The organism is Hallella bergensis DSM 17361 (assembly GCF_000160535.1).
In the GTDB taxonomy this organism is placed as follows: Bacteria; Bacteroidota; Bacteroidia; order Bacteroidales; family Bacteroidaceae; genus Prevotella; species Prevotella bergensis.
This window is the reverse complement of sequence record NZ_GG704781.1, coordinates 377,968-394,891: the sequence shown is the minus strand read 5'-3', so window position 1 is coordinate 394,891 and position 16,924 is coordinate 377,968. Positions and strand designations below refer to the sequence as shown.

Below are 16,924 nucleotides of genomic sequence, written 5' to 3'. Positions count from 1 at the left end.
TAAAACTAAAATGCTCGAGGATGTCTATAATGGAACTGTCAAATATGACAGCGTCTCTTTTAAGAACAACGGAGAAGTCAGCGTTACTTGTGTTCCTTATACCAAAAGTGACTTATGTACCGTGTTCCGCAAATGTCGCGGATATCGTGACCTTTCTGCTTATGCAAAATCGCTTATATACTCGTTCGTTACAAATGAGTATTCTCAATGGAAAGAAAAAGTAACTAGACTTGCTCAATATGATGGTTTCAAATCTGTGAAGTCCTTTGTACGTAAAAACCGCGAATACACCTTACGTCATTGTTTAAGCTCTCATCCTTTGTACCTTGCATTAGGTATGGATGATGACTCCACATGGTTTGCTTCCTTGTACTGTCATAGAATGATAGAAAAATATCCTCTTTTCAGTAATATAGGTTTTGCTCACCCTGTTGATGCTTATCTTTATTTGTTTGGTCGTTTCGAATCTCTGCTCGAACTCTCTTTGTATCATGATTTCATCGATCAACTTAATGATTGGTACGAATGGAAAGGTAATAAATCTATCTTTGCTGCTTACCCTTTTCTATCTGAAAACATTCCTGTTTCATTTAAAGATTATAAAGATCTTCCTTTGTCATATAAAAATATTTTACATAGCACAGGTATTTATATTCATTTGTATGATTCTAACGGAGTTCTTAATACATCTTTTATAGATGATAATTTAGAGGTAAATTCACCCGAATTTGTTTCGTTTGAAATTGATTCTTATAAAAGTTTTGAATCTCGACTTAAAAGTAAAAAAGCTAATAATAAATACTTTGCGAATTATCGCAAATTAGATTAATGTTTCATTTTAAATTTTAATTATTATGAGTGTTTCAATTCCAAAAATCAAGGCTACTCGCCCTAATCGCAATCGCAATGCGTTTGATTTGTCACAACGCCATTTGTTTACTGCTCATGCAGGTATGCTGTTACCTGTTCTTAATCTTGATTTGATTCCACATGATCATGTTGAAATTAATGCTCAGGATTTCATGCGTACTCTTCCAATGAATACTGCTGCATTTGCAAGTATGCGAGGTGTTTATGAGTTCTTTTTCGTTCCTTATCACCAGTTATGGGCACAGTTTGATCAATTCATCACAGGTATGAATGATTTTCACAGTTCTGCTAATAAGTCAATACAAGGTGGTACTTCTCCTTTACAAGTTCCTTATTTTAATGTTGATTCAGTTTTTAATTCTCTTAATACAGGTAAGGAATCTGGTAGTGGTAGTACTGATGATTTACAATATAAATTTAAGTATGGTGCCTTTCGTTTACTTGATTTGTTAGGTTATGGTCGTAAGTTTGATTCTTTTGGTACTGCTTATCCTGATAATGTCTCAGGTTTAAAAAATAATCTTGATTATAATTGTAGCGTTTTTCGTATTCTTGCTTATAATAAGATCTACCAGGATTATTATCGTAACTCAAATTATGAAAATTTTGATACAGATAGTTTTAACTTCGATAAATTCAAAGGTGGACTCGTTGATGCTAAAGTCGTAGCTGATCTTTTTAAGCTTAGGTATCGTAATGCTCAGACTGATTACTTCACTAATTTAAGACAGAGTCAATTATTTTCTTTTACTACTGCTTTTGAAGATGTTGATAATATTAATATCGCTCCTCGTGATTATGTAAAATCAGATGGTTCAAATTTTACACGTGTTAATTTTGGTGTCGATACTGATAGTTCAGAAGGTGATTTTTCTGTTTCTTCTCTTCGTGCTGCTTTTGCTGTTGATAAACTTTTATCTGTAACCATGCGTGCTGGTAAAACATTTCAAGATCAAATGCGCGCACATTATGGTGTTGAGATACCAGATAGTAGAGATGGTCGTGTAAATTATCTTGGTGGTTTTGATTCAGATATGCAGGTTTCTGATGTGACTCAAACTTCAGGTACTACAGCTACTGAATATAAACCTGAGGCAGGTTATCTTGGTCGTGTTGCAGGTAAAGGTACAGGTTCAGGTCGTGGTCGTATTGTTTTTGATGCAAAAGAACATGGTGTTCTGATGTGTATTTACTCTCTTGTTCCTCAGATTCAATACGATTGCACTCGTCTTGATCCGATGGTCGATAAATTAGATCGTTTTGATTATTTCACTCCTGAGTTCGAAAATCTTGGAATGCAGCCTTTGAATTCTTCTTATATTTCGAGTTTTTGTACTACTGATCCGAAAAACCCTGTTTTAGGTTATCAGCCTCGTTACAGTGAATATAAAACTGCACTTGATGTTAATCATGGACAGTTTGCTCAAAGTGATGCTCTTTCAAGTTGGAGTGTATCTCGTTTCCGTCGTTGGACAACTTTTCCTCAATTGGAAATTGCTGATTTTAAAATTGATCCAGGTTGTTTGAACTCTATTTTCCCTGTTGATTACAACGGCACTGAAGCTAATGACTGTGTTTATGGTGGTTGTAATTTTAATATTGTTAAAGTTTCTGACATGTCTGTTGATGGTATGCCCAGAGTTTAATTTCTTTTATTATGGAACTTAGTATTTATTTTCCCCATCTCAGCGCTGCTCAACTTGAGGTTATGTCTCGTCGTGCTGATTATACCTCTTCAGGTGTTTGTTTGAATAGTAAAGCAAATGAAGAATGTGATGTCATTTGTCCGTATGACGAAAAATTGAAACGTAGGCCTAATGTTCTTTCTAAAGTCATGGACCCGAATGTTAACCCTTTGGAGCGTGAACGACTTATGTCTACTTTACAAAAGGTACCAGTTAGTAAGCGCAATAACCTTTCAGATGATGAGCTTATCTCTATGACTCCGTCTCGTTATAATCAGACTATGACAGACGATGCTGCGTTTGCCTCTCATCTTTCTCATGTAGTTGATGATTATTCCGATAGTGATTCTTCTGCTTCTTCTTCTCAAGGTTCTGATAATTCAGATTCTTCTAATAGTGATTCCTAAATGTTTTTTTAACTATCCCCTACCCTATTTGGGTAGGGATTAAATTCTTTTATTATGCCTCTTGATCCAATAACAGGTGGTGCTTTAATTGCCGCTGGTTCATCGCTTTTAGGCGGTGTTTTAGGTGCTGCTGGTAGTTCTAATCTCAACAGACGCAATCGTCGTCATCAATGGGATATGATGCTTCAGCAACAAGCCTATAATGATAAAGTTAATCAGCAACAAATGGATTTCCAACGTGAAGTTAATCAACAGAATTTTGCTTGGAATGATCCGTCTAACATTCGTAAACGTATTGAAGCTGCTGGTTATAACCCTTATTTGTATGATAAACAAAATCTTGGTAGTGCACAAGGTTCTAGTCTTTCATCTTTTTCCGCCGGGTTAGGTACTCCCAGTGAGTTAAACCCCGGTGCTGCTTTTGGAGAAGGTATTCGCGGTGCTGCTTCTTCGTTCTTTGACACTTTAATGAAACAGAAAGAAATTGATGCTCAAACCTCTCGTAACGATGCGTTCGACTATGAGATGAAAAAGCAAGTAGCCAATGATTCATTAGAAGACGGAGGTATCAGCGCGTATTACTCAAGCGGTTTAACTGCTATTTCGCAAATACAGTCTGCGCAAGCAGCAGCCAAGATTAATACAGTACAAAGCACGTTCGAACAATGGCGCCAAGAATTCTATTCTAGAAACGCTATGGATGAGAACGGCAAACCGTTGGTTGATGAGAATGGAGAGTATGTAAGCAATTTTGATGCCGAGCAACAATCTAATATTAGTCGCAATGTATTGGCTGTCGAAAAACTTCAGCAGGACATATTGGCAGGTGAAGTAAATATTGAAAATATGGAAATTGACCAAATCGTAAAAAGATATGATTTGGAATTTGTTAAGCCTGCCGAACTTGATAACTTGAAACAGTCGTTAGCAGTTATGAAATCTAATATTGCTGCTAATAATGCTTCCGCTCAAGCTTCGTTAGCCAATGCCTATGCAAGTATGCAGGCAGGCCTATCTACTAATGCTTTGCGTAGGTATAATGTTAGTGCTGCTTCTTGGGATGCTCATGCAAAAAAGTATAATGCAAAAATTGCTGAATCTCAGTATAATTATGAAGACCCAGCTGCAGCTAGTAAGGCTTGGTGGCTTAATAACCCAGTTGGTTTTCATCTCGATCCAATATTAGGTTCTCTTGGTCAAATTCTTGGAGGTGCTCGTGATGCTGGTATTGCATATCGTACACTTAAAGGTTCTAAACCTAAAAATAAACCTATTAAAGGATTTTTAAGGTAATTAATAATTAATTAAATTTATTTATTATGCTATGGATTTTGAATTTTTTGAAACGGAACCTGAAGACTTTTGTCGTTTCCGTTGTATTGTTATGTCTGGTCACGGTTTGCCTGCTCGTTTTACTTGGTGTTCTTATCGCAATATAGAATGTCCTTACTTGCATAACCCTACACAATGTAGTGACTATGAAAAGCCCTTTTATTAATTATTAGCCGTGTTTGCCGCACGGCTTTTTTATTTCCGAGTAGGAAATAAAATTAAATAATGTAGAGGAGCGGAGCGACAAAGCGGTTAGCACCTTGGTATACGCCGAATGGGATGCCGCATGGTAAGCCGATAGGCGCCAATATAAGCCAAAAACAGCCTATTCTACCCTATTATTTGTCTCACTTTCCACCAGGCGTTTGCCCCCGTCAAACGTCGTTCTCTTGTTTCTACTTCTGAAAAGTGACACCACATAAAAATTTTTCTTATTTCTTTACATGCTTATTATTTTATTTTCCTATATTTGCAAAAAATAATTATATGAGTGATTTTATAAATATAGTTGAAAAAATTCTTAAGAAGTGCCTTTTATGGTTATCTCTCTTATTATTAATTTTTTTGATTGGTGGTATTTTTTTCACTCTTATTGGTGCTGTATTGCATGATTATGGTATTATAAATTAAGTATATTTAACGTATATTTGGTATTCAACATATCACACATTATGTTTTTATTGTCGATTCGCACAGGCAAACTTAAATTATGCACATCATAAGAATATATTAAGAACTGATGAACTTGTCAGATTTTGTTCACCAGAAACTTGTCTGCATGAATTGTGATTCTGGCTCTCGGTTCGCTTAGTTTTCTGATTCGTCATACCAGAAAACCAGATGTTGCACTCTTTAAAATCAACATTGATTTGCGATTAAGGCTTAGACGGACTGCCACAAAGGCTTAGACGCGACATGACAAGAGTTCAGTCATCTTGCGTTTAAGGCTTAATCGCGACCCCGTTCCATATCTACTCGCCAAGTAATCCATATAGCAGATTGGCTCAAAAAACCATTGTTTATCATAATTGATTGCGTATCAGCCATTTGGAAAACACTCTCAATTTTCGCGAATTTCGAGCCAAAGGTTTATGTTTTTGAAATACGCGAAATATAGAGACACTTTTGTAAATATATTTGGAACTATTTTCGTAGCATCAATGAGCATACAAGAGCTTCGAAACACTCTGGTCGTGACCATCTGCTGTCTATGTCCGTGCAAAACCGGTCCACTTCCCAGAAGTTTGATCGGGATATCTTTGTTAATTTGAAAAAATTGCATTAACTTTACATTCACTATGAAATATGATAACTATATATTCGATTTGGATGGCACGCTTCTGAATTCCATAGAGGACCTTGCTGCAAGCTGCAATTACGCGCTACGCAACTTTGGCATGCCGGAATACCCCGTTGAGGACATACAAAATTTTGTTGGAAATGGTGTTCGAAAGCTGATGGAACGAAGTGTTCCACAAGGAGCTGACAACCCAATGTTCGATCAGGTTTTTCAGTTGTTTAGAACATATTATCTTGACCATAGCACTGTTTACACCCGACCTTACGATGGAATATTGGAACTTCTAAAAGTTTTAAAAGAGCAAGACAAGGAACTTGCCGTTGTAAGCAACAAATTTGATGCGGCCACAAAAGATTTGGTGCGGCGATATTTTGGTGATACCATTACGATAGCCATTGGCGAATCAAAGAATATTCAGAAGAAGCCTGCTCCGGACATGGTTCTTGAGGCTATGCGGCAGCTGAATTCTACGACTGAAAACACCGTATACGTAGGCGACAGCGACGTGGACATTGCCACGGCCCGGAACTGTTCCATACCGTGTGTCAGTGTACTTTGGGGATTCAAAGACCGTCGTTTTCTCATAGAACACGGTGCCACAACTATGGTGAGTCATCCATCTGATATTCTTGACCTATAGGCGATTAGGAATGTAAACTGCGTACACTTTATCCCCCACTCCGCTTGACGACCCTCATGGAACAACGAAACAACAGGGCTACATTGTGAGGATATCGACATCTGGACTTTCAAAATGGAGAAACATGTTGAAAGCTCTCTTTACAAGCGGATTCAGTAGATTTTTATGTCTGATATAACAGAGGTGCCCACACTACTGTTAAGACGTTTCACCAATTGTGAACGCATCATACTCAAATCTTGTCGCAATGCCGGGTTTACTATTTTTACAAAGAGAACTTGGTTCTTGATGAATTTGTCTGAGCTGTAGCCGGCAATTCTGTCGCCTACAACTTGGTTCCACGCGTCTATGATGCGCTTTTGAAGCAAAGGCGTTTCCAGTCCTTCGTTTCGCAAGAACTGTTGTAAAACATCGCCCAGAGGTTTAACATCCCGTTTGAACATGGCTATCATTCCTTTCTTTTATTTCGCCACTTTTCACATCGAAGAGTTTGTATTCTCCATGGTTGTGACTTAAAATTTTATCCAAATGTCCTCGGTTGGTGTCTGTTATGAAAATCTGACCAAAATTGTCTCCTGACACAAGTCTGACGATTTGTTCCACTCGCTGAGAGTCAAGTTTGTCAAAGATGTCATCAAGGAGCAGCAGGGGCGTGGTGTTGGATGCCGTTCTTCTGAGGAAATCAAACTGCGCCAACTTCAGTGCAAGTACATAGGTCTTGATCTGTCCCTGACTTCCTTCTCGCTTCATCGGATAGTCTCCTATCAGCATTTCCAATTCGTCACGATGGATGCCATGCAAGCTATACCCTACGGCTCTGTCTTTAAAGCGGTCGCGCTGAATGACTTCCAGCAAGTTTCCACGCTGACCATGGGATACGTATCTCAATGAAACCTTTTCTTGTTGTCCTGAAATATATTGGTAGATCTCTTGGAAGACGGGGGTTAACTCTTTGACAAATGAGTCTCGTTTTCTGTATACAATTTCTCCTTGTTCTGCCATTTCAGTTTCCCATAGGTCAAGAAGTGTGTTGTCAGGTTCCTCCTCCATTTTCAGCAGGGCGTTTCGTTGCTGCCATGCCTTGTTATAAGCATTCAATGCATCAATATATCTGTTGTCATATTGGGCTATTACAATGTCCATCAGTTTTCTACGTTCTTCTCCTCCTCCATTTACGAGTGTCATGTCAGAGGGAGAGGCGAATATTAATGGTATTAGGCCAATATGTTCAGAAAGTCTTTTGTAATTTTTTTTATTGCGACTAAATCTTTTCCCCCGGCCTCTCTTCAGACCTACATTAATATTTTCGATTTCTCCGCTATCTGTAACGTATTCTCCGTCAATCACAAAGAATTCTTTGTCATGCATGAGCACCTGCCCGTCTATATTCGTAAAACAACTATGGCAAAATGAAAGATAATAAATGGCATCCAAAAGATTCGTTTTGCCTTCACCGTTATTGCCAATAAAACAGTTGATTTTGGGAGAAAATGCAAGTTGCGCTGCACTTATATTTTTGTAGTTTATAATCGAAATGTTCTTTAATACCATTTGTAATGACTCTGCTGTGTGCAAAGTTAGCTCATTTGTATTTCAAAAACGAAAAAAGAGCCTTTTAAATTTCAATATGTGAGATAAAGTTGTTAATTTTGTTGCGATTTATCGAAAATAATAAAATCAATAAAATAATGGCAAATTCAAACGAACAGTCAACAAACGAAATTACATCGAAATCAGAGGTTTTCTTCCAAAAAAACGGCAAGGCAATTCTTATAGCTGCCATTGCAGTTGTACTAATCATTGCAGGATACTTCTGCTATAAGTCATTCATCAGTGCTCCACGGGAAGAAAAGGCAAGCACAGCTATTGCCCGCGGACAGGATTACTTTAACAGCGAGCAGTTTGACAAGGCTCTCAACGGTGATGGTGCAGGCTATCCGGGCTTTATCAAAATAGCCAGTGACTACAGTAGTACCAAGGCCGGCAACTTGGCAAATCTTTATGCAGGTCTGTGCTACGCTCAACTTGATAAGTGGCAGGATGCTGTAAAGTTTCTCGAAGAATATTCTCCCGCAAAGGATGCCATGGTAAGTCCCGCAGCCGTTCAGGCACTTGGCAATGCATATGCACATGTTGGGCAAGTGGACAAGGCGATTGACAAATTGAAGGATGCTGCCAAAAAAGCAGATTCCAAGGCCAAGGACGGTGAAAACAACAGCCTCTCCCCCACTTTCCTGCTTCAAGCGGGCCAGCTCCTGGAATCCCAAAATAAACAAGATGAAGCACTGAAGATTTATCAGGACATCAAGAAAAAATACACAAACTCCATGCTTGTTCAGAGCAATGAGATTGATAAATATATAGAAAGGACCAAAAAATAAAATGGCAACTACACTCCACAACCTATCGGATTACGACTTCAGCAAGGTCCCCGATGCAAGCAACATGTGTTTTGGCATTGTTGTTTCAGAATGGAATCCAGAGATAACTGGAGCCCTTCTTGACGGGACTGTCAAAACTTTGGAGAAGCATGGCACAATTCCGGAGAACATTCATATCAAGACAGTGCCTGGAAGCTTCGAACTTGTATATGGTGCACAACAAATGTGTAAAAACGATGGGTTCGACGCCGTCATCATCCTTGGATGTGTTATCCGTGGTGAAACACCTCATTTTGACTACATCTGTGAAGGAGTAACCCATGGAATATCATATTTGAATGCCAATCAAAATATTCCGGTTGTATTCGGTTTGCTAACAACCAATGATCTTCAGCAAGCTAAGGATCGTAGTGGCGGACGATTAGGAAACAAAGGTGATGAGTGTGCAATTGTAGCCATCAAAATGGCTAAATACTAAGTTTGAACAATCATTCGGTTTAGCAGCAATATATTTTAAAACGACAAAGGATTGTTGTTCAATCGTTTGGTATACTGGTGTGGTGATGGTAGAGAGTCGTAGGAAACCCGACTCATACTGTCACCTCATTTGTTTTTTAAGCCTTGGTAGGGGGAAAATAGTTAAATTCTATGGATAAACTTCAAAGGATGCAGGAGTTGGTTGAGCAGCTCAACCGTGCATCGGATGCATATTACAATGGTCGTGACGAATTGATGTCTGACTACGAATGGGATGCCCTGTTCGATAAGCTGAAACTTATCGAACAGGAGACTGGAAAGACTCTACCCGACTCGCCCACCAACAGAGTGTCGGAAGACAATATCACAGGCCAGAAAGAAGAGCATGAGTTTGCCACATTATCCCTTGCCAAGACCAAATTGGTGGATGACCTGGTAAAGTGGGCTACAGGCAGACCAATATGGTTGTCTTGGAAATTAGACGGACTGACATTGGTAGTGACTTACGATAACGGTAAGCTCACAAAAGTGGTCACCCGTGGCAATGGGCATATCGGCACCAATATCACTCATTTAGCCAAAGCTATTGCAGGGATTCCACAGAAAATCAAGAACAAAGGGCACGTGGTAATCCGTGGCGAAGCCATTATCTCTTATGAAGATTTTGAACAATTCAACATGGAAAATGATGCAGAATACGCCAATCCGCGCAATCTTGCATCAGGTTCATTGACACTGAAAGACCCCAATGAGGTGTCGCAGAGAAATATCCGATGGATACCGTTCACGCTGGTACATTCTGACGAGGACATCAGCTCTTGGGGGAGCCGAATGGACTTCTTGAGGGAGAATGGCATGCAATGCGTAGACCACGAATGTATTGAGCAACCTACGCTTGAGAACATACAAAAGGCAATCGATCAATGGACGCTGAGAGTGACCAATCGTGAGAATCCATATCCTGTGGACGGCTTAGTTATTGTCTATGACGACACAGCGTATGCTTCGACCGGATCGGTTACCGGACATCATGCCACCAGGGCGGGCTACGCGTTCAAATGGCAAGACGAGAGTGCTGACACCGAATTGGAAGAAATAGAATGGAGCTGCGCAGCATCGACCATTTCGCCTGTTGCCGTGTTTCGCCCCGTGGAACTCGAAGGCACCACTGTAAAACGGGCATCGCTATGTAACATCAGCGAATGCGAACGATTGGGCATTGGCGGAAAGGGCACGAAGCTCGCAGTAATCAAGGCAAACAAAATTATTCCAAAGGTAATCAAAGTGTATGAGAAAGTAGGTGAACTGGAAACACCACACGAATGCCCGGTGTGTAAATCCCCCACTGAAATTATTGTGAGTCCCAGTAGTGGCACCAGAACTCTGCATTGCACGAACGAGACATGTCCGGCCAAAGAACTCAAGAAGTTCAGGCGCTTTCTGTCTAAGGACGGAATGGACGTGGACGGAATTTCAGAACAAACCATTTCGAAGTTTATCAACCTTGGATGGGTTGCCGAATATGCTGACATCTATCATCTTCCGGCCCATGCAGGACAGATAGCCCGCCTTGAAGGGTTTGGTGAAAAGTCAGCTGCCAACATGGTAAGTTCGATTGAGAAATCTCGGAAAGTCGAAGCCCGCAGATTTCTCTACGCCCTCTCCATCCCCTTAGTCGGGAAGGATGCTTGCAACCGCCTGCTGTCAACCTACGCTTTGACCGACCTTATCAACATGGTCACCGGACGAGGAAAAAGCACCGACCTGTTCACGCCTGCACCCGGTGATTTGCTGGCCATGATTCCCGGTATTGGCCCGGAGACGTCGGCTTCACTGGTCAACTGGTTTAGTGACGTGCGAAACCAAACCATTGTAGACCGGCTTTTACAAGAAGTTGTTATCGAACAAGTCTCGATTGAACCTACGGGAAAGAAATGTGAGAGTCTAACTTTTGTAGTAACCGGAGACGTTCACCATTATAAAAATCGAAACGAACTCAAGGCTTACATAGAGAGTCAAGGCGGAAAGGTGACAGGATCTGTGAGCAAGTCAACATCGTTTCTTATCAACAACGATGTTACTTCAACAAGCGGAAAGAACCAAAAGGCACAACAACTGCATATCCCCATCATTTCAGAAGATGAATTTATCGTCCGATTCACAGAATAGTCACAGAAAAACTTGGGCTATCTGAGATTTTAAAGTAATTTTGCAAAAAATCATACAATCATGAAACGACTTCTCACAACAGTTGCGTTAGTAGCCGTTACCTTGGCTTTGTTTGCGCAAAATCTTCAAATTCATTATGATCTCGGACACACGTTGTACAACGATTTGAGCAATCGACCGAGCGTAACCACGACCTTTGAAATGTTTCACCCGGACAACTGGGGAAGTACATACACCTTCACCGACATTGACTATCAGCGAGACGGTGTGGCCGGCGCCTATTGGGAGATAACTCGGGAATTTAACATGACAAAGAATAAGCAATGGGCTGCCCACGTAGAATACAACGGCGGACTGAGTAGCGATGAGAAAACGTGGATGGCAACACGATTTCAGCACGCCGTATTGGGCGGTGGAGCATGGAACTGGCACAGTGCCGACTTCCGGCAAACCTTCAGCATCCAAGCCATGTACAAGTATTATTTCAAGAGTCGTCATTACGGTGCCAGCCCATTCAGCTCGTTTCAACTCACAGAGGTTTGGAGCATAACCTTTGCCAACAATCTGTGTACGTTCAGCGGATTCTGTGACACGTGGTACAACCCCAACGTGAAGGGCAAGTGGATTATAATAAGCGAACCACAGTTCTGGTTTAACCTGAACACCCTCAAGGGAATGGAGAAAGTGAACCTAAGTCTTGGCACAGAAGTGGAACTGAGTAACAACTTCGTGTGGAACAACAATGGAAAGAACAACCGATTCTATGCCATTCCGACCCTTGCCGCAAAATGGACGTTCCGTTAACACAGGTTCATGAAGTATTGAGGGAGAAAACAAATTCATAAAAAAGAAAGGCGTTCTGCTTTCATCAGATCAGATATTAGCACTATGAGAATAGACATCATCACCGTATTACCGGAAATGATCGAGGGGTTTGTAAACGAATCTATATTGGCTCGTGCCCAAAAGAAAGGGCTGGCAGAGATTCAGCTGCACAATCTCAGAGACTACACCAAGGACAAATGGCGTCGCGTGGACGACTATCCCTACGGCGGGTTTGCCGGAATGGTCATGCAGATAGAACCCATTGACAGATGCATCCAAGCCCTGAAAGATGAACGTGAATATGATGATATCATCTATGTATCGCCCGATGGTGAAAAGTTTGACCAACAAATGGCCAACACCATGAGCCTTCAACAGAACCTCATTATTCTTTGTGGTCACTACAAAGGCATAGACCAACGCGTACGCGATCATCTCGTCACACGAGAAATCAGCGTAGGTGACTTCGTGCTGACAGGTGGCGAGCTGGCTGCTGCCATCATTGCCGACACTGTGATACGCCTTGTTCCAGGTGTGGTTGGTGATGAACAGAGTGCACTTTCCGATTGTTTCCAGGACAACTTGCTGGCTGCTCCGGTTTACACGCGACCGGCAGATTACAAAGGTTGGAAAGTACCCGACATCCTATTGAGCGGCAACGAGGCCAAAATTAAACAGTGGGAAATGGATCAAGCCATGGAAAGAACCAAACGGCTGAGACCTGACCTGCTGAAATAAAAGGCATATCGAAGAACCTCTCTGGAAAAATTCAGTACTGCCCCTACCCCTTTCATGACCAGAAAAAGGAAAAAGATGACTTGCACGTCGATTGATAGTTCTACATATATTCCTCACAAAACTTCTCGCCCAAACTGAACCCTTCTTCGTAAAGACGCTCAAGCTTCTTCGTGTCTTTCTCTATTCGCTTCACCTCCATTTGCTTATGCGGACGAATGCAAATAATATCCCCTTGCCGTTCTAAGTCCTCAATGAGCTGAAGTTGATTGTTGTAGGCCTCAATACGACGGCTGAGCGCTACACGGAGACGAGGATAGTTCCGATAGACAAAGGATGGAATTTTGCGATCTTTGCTTGTTTTCCGGTAGCCATAATTACGGGTAGAAATCACAACATTGGTTTTATGTCCGGTCTCCATAGCCCGCATCACGGGAATTGAGTCAACTATTCCACCATCAAGCATGGGTTCACCGTCCACTTCCACTATCTTGCTGACATACGGCAGACTGCTTGAAGCCCGCACTATCGTATTGGCACGATGTCGGTCTTCACACTCTGTAAGATACACCGCGCGTCCTGTCCTGCAACTCGTCGCAACAATTTCGAAATTTTCTGCATGCTTGAAATACTCATCATAATCAAAGGGTATCAATTCGTTGGGCACGCGGTCATACAACAGTTTCCGATCAAACACACAGCCTTGAGTAACCAGATGTCTCAAGCCCACATAGTCGTATTTGGCTAAAAAATCAATGTTGGTAAGGCGAGCTCGACGTGGTTGGCGAGAAATATAGCTCATGCCGTTGCATGCTCCAGCCGATACAGCGACCACATAACGGAAATATAACTCATGCTTCATAAAAGCATCGAGAACACCACTCGTGAAAACACCGCGCATCCCACCACCTTCAAGCACAAGGCCGATATTTCTGTCAAATTGCATAATTACTATAAATTTCGGCTACAAATGTACTCATTTCTAACGTATTATTTGTAACTTTGCAAGTATTTAAAAATTAAAAATCCCTAATATGTTTAGCAAAGAGACTTACGCACGCCGACGCGCAGAGTTGAAAAAACTCGTTAAGAGCGGCATTATTGTTTTATTTGGTAATAACGAGTCACCAGCTAACTTCCCTAATAATGGCTATCATCCGTTCCGCCAAGACTCCTCCTTCCTCTATTATTTTGGACAGAACAGGAGCGGTCTCGTTGGAGTTATCGACATAGACAACGATGTCGAAACCCTCATTGGCGACGATATTTCCATTGATGACATTGTGTGGTATGGTGCAGTGGATAGCGTCCACGACATGGCATTGCAGATAGGCGTAGCCAATAGTGCCCCCATGAAAGCCTTAACAACCATCTGCCATGATGCCATGCGCGACAAACGTAAACTACACTTCCTTCCCCCCTATCGATCAGATATCAAGATTCAGATATTCGACCTATTGGGAATTCATCCCAACCAACAAAAAGAGAGTGCCTCCATGCCTCTTATTCAAGCCGTTGTCAAGATGCGATCAACCAAGACTGCTGAGGAAATCGAAGAACTCGAACGTGCTGCAGCCATTGGCTATAAGATGCATACCACAGCCATGAAAATGTGCCGCCCGGGCGTCACAGAGAAAGAAATCGCCGGCGTTCTCGATGGTATAGCCAACGGAATGGGTGCCATGGTGAGCTTCCCGACCATTCTTTCGCAGCACGGCGAGATACAACACGGTTCCCCCTCGATGGCCAAGCTGCAAGAAGGGAGGCTTATGCTCTGTGATGCGGGTGCGGAAACCATCAACAATTACTGCTCGGACAACACACGCACAACACCTGTCAGCGGTCGCTACGACCAGAGACAGTTGGAAATCTACTCGATTGTTGAGGAGTGTCACGACTACGTACTCACCGTGGCAAAGCCCGGTGTAAAGTGGTGGGACGTGCATTTCGGGGTGTGTCGACTGATGACCGAACGTCTGAAGGAACTCGGACTGATGAAGGGTGACACCGATGAGGCCGTGGCTGCCGGTGCACATGCTATGTTTATGGTTCACGGTCTGGGTCACATGATGGGCATGGACGTGCACGACATGGAGAACCTCGACCAGATCAATGTGGGCTTTGACGAAGAGGTTCGGCCCAACCTCGAGCAGTTTGGAACCAACTGCCTACGTATGGGTCGACGCCTGGAGGAGGGCTTCGTCGTAACCGATGAACCAGGTATATACTTCATCCCGGCTCTCATCGACGAATGGAAAGCCAGCGGGCATTGCAAGGAGTTTATCAATTTTGACAAGCTCGAAACCTACAAGGACTTTGGAGGTATCCGTCTTGAAGACGACCTGCTCATCACAGCGGACGGCTGCCGGTTCATTGGCAAAGACCGCATACCCTACCATCCCAAGGATGTAGAGGAATTTATCGCACGCTGACACACTCTGAGAAAATAAAGAACTAACTAATAATTATAACAGATAATGAAAAAACAACTTATCATGGCTCTCCTTGCAGTATTTGCAACCGGAGCCTATGCTCAAGACAAGAAAAGCGAGGACAAACCGAACAAGCCGGTGTTCACCGTAGTGAAAGAGAATGCAATTACCAGTATCAAAGACCAGAACCGGTCGGGCACCTGCTGGGCATACTCCACACTGAGCTTTTTTGAGGCAGAAATACTGAAGGCAACAGGCAAGACCTACGACCTTTGCGAAAGTTTTGTGACCAACAAGACCTATATGGATCGTGCCATCCAGGTTGTTCGCCTGCACGGCGACTGCCAGTTTGCACAAGGCGGTAGCTGCTACGACCCTCTCTATGTCATTCAACACTACGGCATTTGTCCCGAGGACGCCATGCCATTCCCTGGCAGCCTCTATGGTGATTCGCTCAATAATTTCAACGAGTTTTTCTCCGTAATGACTCCCTATGTCCAGAGTGTGGCCAAGAGCAGTGCCAAGAAATTATCCGGACAATGGAAGGTAGGCCTTCAGGGCATTCTTGATGCTTATCTCGGCAAATGTCCTGAGCAGTTCACTTATCAAGGCAAAACTTACACACCTAAGAGCTTTGCTTCAAGTCTCGGACTCGATTGGGACAACTACGTTACCTTCACCTCATACACACATCACCCATTCTGGACACAGTTTGCTGTCGAAGTACAAGATAATTGGCGCAATCCTTTGTCATGGAATGTTCCGATCGAGGAACTGTCCAAGATTATCGACAATGCCATTATGAACGGCTATACCGTGGCATGGGGCGGCGACGTGAGCGAGGATGGCTTTACACGTCAGGGACTGGCCTACATGTACGATACCAAAAAGATGGAGAACATGGAGGGCAGTGACATGGCTCGCTGGCTGAAACTGTCGGCAGACAAGAAAAAGAGCATTGTGGACTCGCTGGGCGTTAATGTTCCGGAACTGACACCCACACAGAAGCTAAGACAAGAGAGATTTGACAATTGGGAACTGACCGACGACCATGGCATGCTGATCTATGGCATTGCCAAGGATCAAAACGGCAAGGAATACTACATGGTGAAAAACTCTTGGGGAGAGACCGGAGACTACAAGGGTATTTGGTATATGACCAAAAATTTCATCGTGGCCAACACCATGGACTTCATGGTAAACAAGAACGCGGTACCCAAAAATATAAAAAAGAAAATTGGTATCTGATTAAAGGATTCATCACGAATAGCGTCCCCGTGCAACAGTTGTTGCCGGGGACGTTTTCGTTTATATCCCAATTCCCATCATGCCAAGCCAGACCACGTGGCCATCGCAGCGTTGCGTTATCGTATGTCGTTCGACATACACCTGTACGGCGAACGTTAGACACATGTATAACGGCCGCAATACGTTCGTCTTTCGAACGATAGTCGTCATCGCTCCGAGTCTTCGATCAAGCGAAGAAATGCCTGAATATTCCGCACACAAATACGAAAACAGTTTTAGAAGTAGCCATTCCATAAAGCTATTAATACGGTAAATTCCTAACGATTAGACTTTTATTGCAGCACGACAAGGATGAGCGCATTTAACGGATAAGCAAAATAATTCATATATTTGTTGCTGTATTTTTATAAAAAACATATATTT

The 16,924-nt window shown here is 42.3% G+C and carries 15 protein-coding genes; 12 read left to right on the top strand and 3 right to left on the bottom strand.

Annotated elements, in window-relative coordinates:
* From HMPREF0645_RS13650 to HMPREF0645_RS05565, 5 genes are all read left to right on the top strand, one after another.
* A partial coding sequence (locus HMPREF0645_RS13650) for a hypothetical protein (RefSeq protein ID WP_007173939.1) occupies positions 1-829 on the top strand: 829 nt, incomplete at its 5' end.
* A 25-nt stretch (positions 830-854) separates the two neighbouring features.
* The gene (locus tag HMPREF0645_RS05580) at positions 855-2,516 is read left to right on the top strand and encodes a major capsid protein (protein ID WP_007173938.1); all 1,662 of its coding nucleotides are present in this window, start codon (positions 855-857) and stop codon (positions 2,514-2,516) included.
* 11 nt (positions 2,517-2,527) lie between these two features.
* Positions 2,528-2,962 carry a hypothetical protein gene (locus HMPREF0645_RS13325; protein ID WP_083793812.1) on the top strand — a complete coding sequence of 145 codons (435 nt, stop codon included), beginning with the start codon at positions 2,528-2,530 and terminating at the stop codon, positions 2,960-2,962.
* Between the two features lie 54 nt (positions 2,963-3,016).
* Positions 3,017-4,255 carry a hypothetical protein gene (locus HMPREF0645_RS05575; RefSeq protein ID WP_007173936.1) on the top strand — a complete coding sequence of 413 codons (1,239 nt, stop codon included), beginning with the start codon at positions 3,017-3,019 and terminating at the stop codon, positions 4,253-4,255.
* 1,337 nt (positions 4,256-5,592) lie between these two features.
* The gene (locus HMPREF0645_RS05565; RefSeq protein ID WP_007173934.1) at positions 5,593-6,234 is read left to right on the top strand and encodes an HAD family hydrolase; all 642 of its coding nucleotides are present in this window, start codon (positions 5,593-5,595) and stop codon (positions 6,232-6,234) included.
* Between the two features lie 152 nt (positions 6,235-6,386).
* Here HMPREF0645_RS05565 and HMPREF0645_RS05560 read toward each other — a convergent pair whose 3' ends face one another.
* Both HMPREF0645_RS05560 and recF read right to left on the bottom strand, forming a co-directional pair.
* Positions 6,387-6,677 carry a DciA family protein gene (locus HMPREF0645_RS05560; RefSeq protein WP_007173933.1) on the bottom strand — a complete coding sequence of 97 codons (291 nt, stop codon included), beginning with the start codon at positions 6,675-6,677 and terminating at the stop codon, positions 6,387-6,389.
* The gene (gene recF, locus HMPREF0645_RS05555; protein ID WP_007173932.1) at positions 6,658-7,785 is read right to left on the bottom strand and encodes a DNA replication/repair protein RecF; all 1,128 of its coding nucleotides are present in this window, start codon (positions 7,783-7,785) and stop codon (positions 6,658-6,660) included. The genes HMPREF0645_RS05560 and recF overlap by 20 nt, the downstream gene beginning before the upstream one ends.
* Before the next feature lie 137 nt (positions 7,786-7,922).
* Here recF and HMPREF0645_RS05550 point away from each other — a divergent pair, with 137 nt between their 5' ends.
* From HMPREF0645_RS05550 to trmD, 5 genes are all read left to right on the top strand, one after another.
* Positions 7,923-8,615, top strand: coding sequence for a tetratricopeptide repeat protein (locus HMPREF0645_RS05550; RefSeq protein WP_007173931.1), 693 nt, complete (start codon positions 7,923-7,925; stop codon positions 8,613-8,615).
* A 1-nt stretch (position 8,616) separates the two neighbouring features.
* On the top strand, positions 8,617-9,093 hold the full coding sequence (gene ribH, locus HMPREF0645_RS05545; protein ID WP_007173930.1) for a 6,7-dimethyl-8-ribityllumazine synthase: 477 nt from the start codon (positions 8,617-8,619) through the stop codon (positions 9,091-9,093).
* Between the two features lie 170 nt (positions 9,094-9,263).
* Positions 9,264-11,261 carry an NAD-dependent DNA ligase LigA gene (gene ligA, locus HMPREF0645_RS05540; RefSeq protein WP_007173929.1) on the top strand — a complete coding sequence of 666 codons (1,998 nt, stop codon included), beginning with the start codon at positions 9,264-9,266 and terminating at the stop codon, positions 11,259-11,261.
* Positions 11,262-11,321: 60 nt separating this feature from the next.
* Positions 11,322-12,065, top strand: coding sequence for a nucleoside-specific channel-forming Tsx family protein (locus tag HMPREF0645_RS05535; protein WP_007173928.1), 744 nt, complete (start codon positions 11,322-11,324; stop codon positions 12,063-12,065).
* Between the two features lie 84 nt (positions 12,066-12,149).
* Complete coding sequence (gene trmD, locus HMPREF0645_RS05530; RefSeq protein ID WP_007173927.1) at positions 12,150-12,824, top strand: tRNA (guanosine(37)-N1)-methyltransferase TrmD; 675 nt, start codon at positions 12,150-12,152, stop codon at positions 12,822-12,824.
* Between the two features lie 100 nt (positions 12,825-12,924).
* Here the strand turns inward: trmD and HMPREF0645_RS05525 are convergent, their stop codons facing one another.
* On the bottom strand, positions 12,925-13,767 hold the full coding sequence (locus tag HMPREF0645_RS05525) for a patatin-like phospholipase family protein (protein WP_007173926.1): 843 nt from the start codon (positions 13,765-13,767) through the stop codon (positions 12,925-12,927).
* 88 nt (positions 13,768-13,855) lie between these two features.
* On the opposite strand from HMPREF0645_RS05525, the gene HMPREF0645_RS05520 reads away from it, so the two are divergent.
* Positions 13,856-15,253, top strand: coding sequence for an aminopeptidase P family protein (locus HMPREF0645_RS05520; protein WP_007173925.1), 1,398 nt, complete (start codon positions 13,856-13,858; stop codon positions 15,251-15,253).
* Between the two features lie 45 nt (positions 15,254-15,298).
* Positions 15,299-16,501, top strand: a complete 1,203-nt coding sequence (locus tag HMPREF0645_RS05515) for a C1 family peptidase (RefSeq protein ID WP_007173924.1) — start codon at positions 15,299-15,301, stop codon at positions 16,499-16,501.
* Positions 16,502-16,924 lie beyond the last annotated feature (423 nt).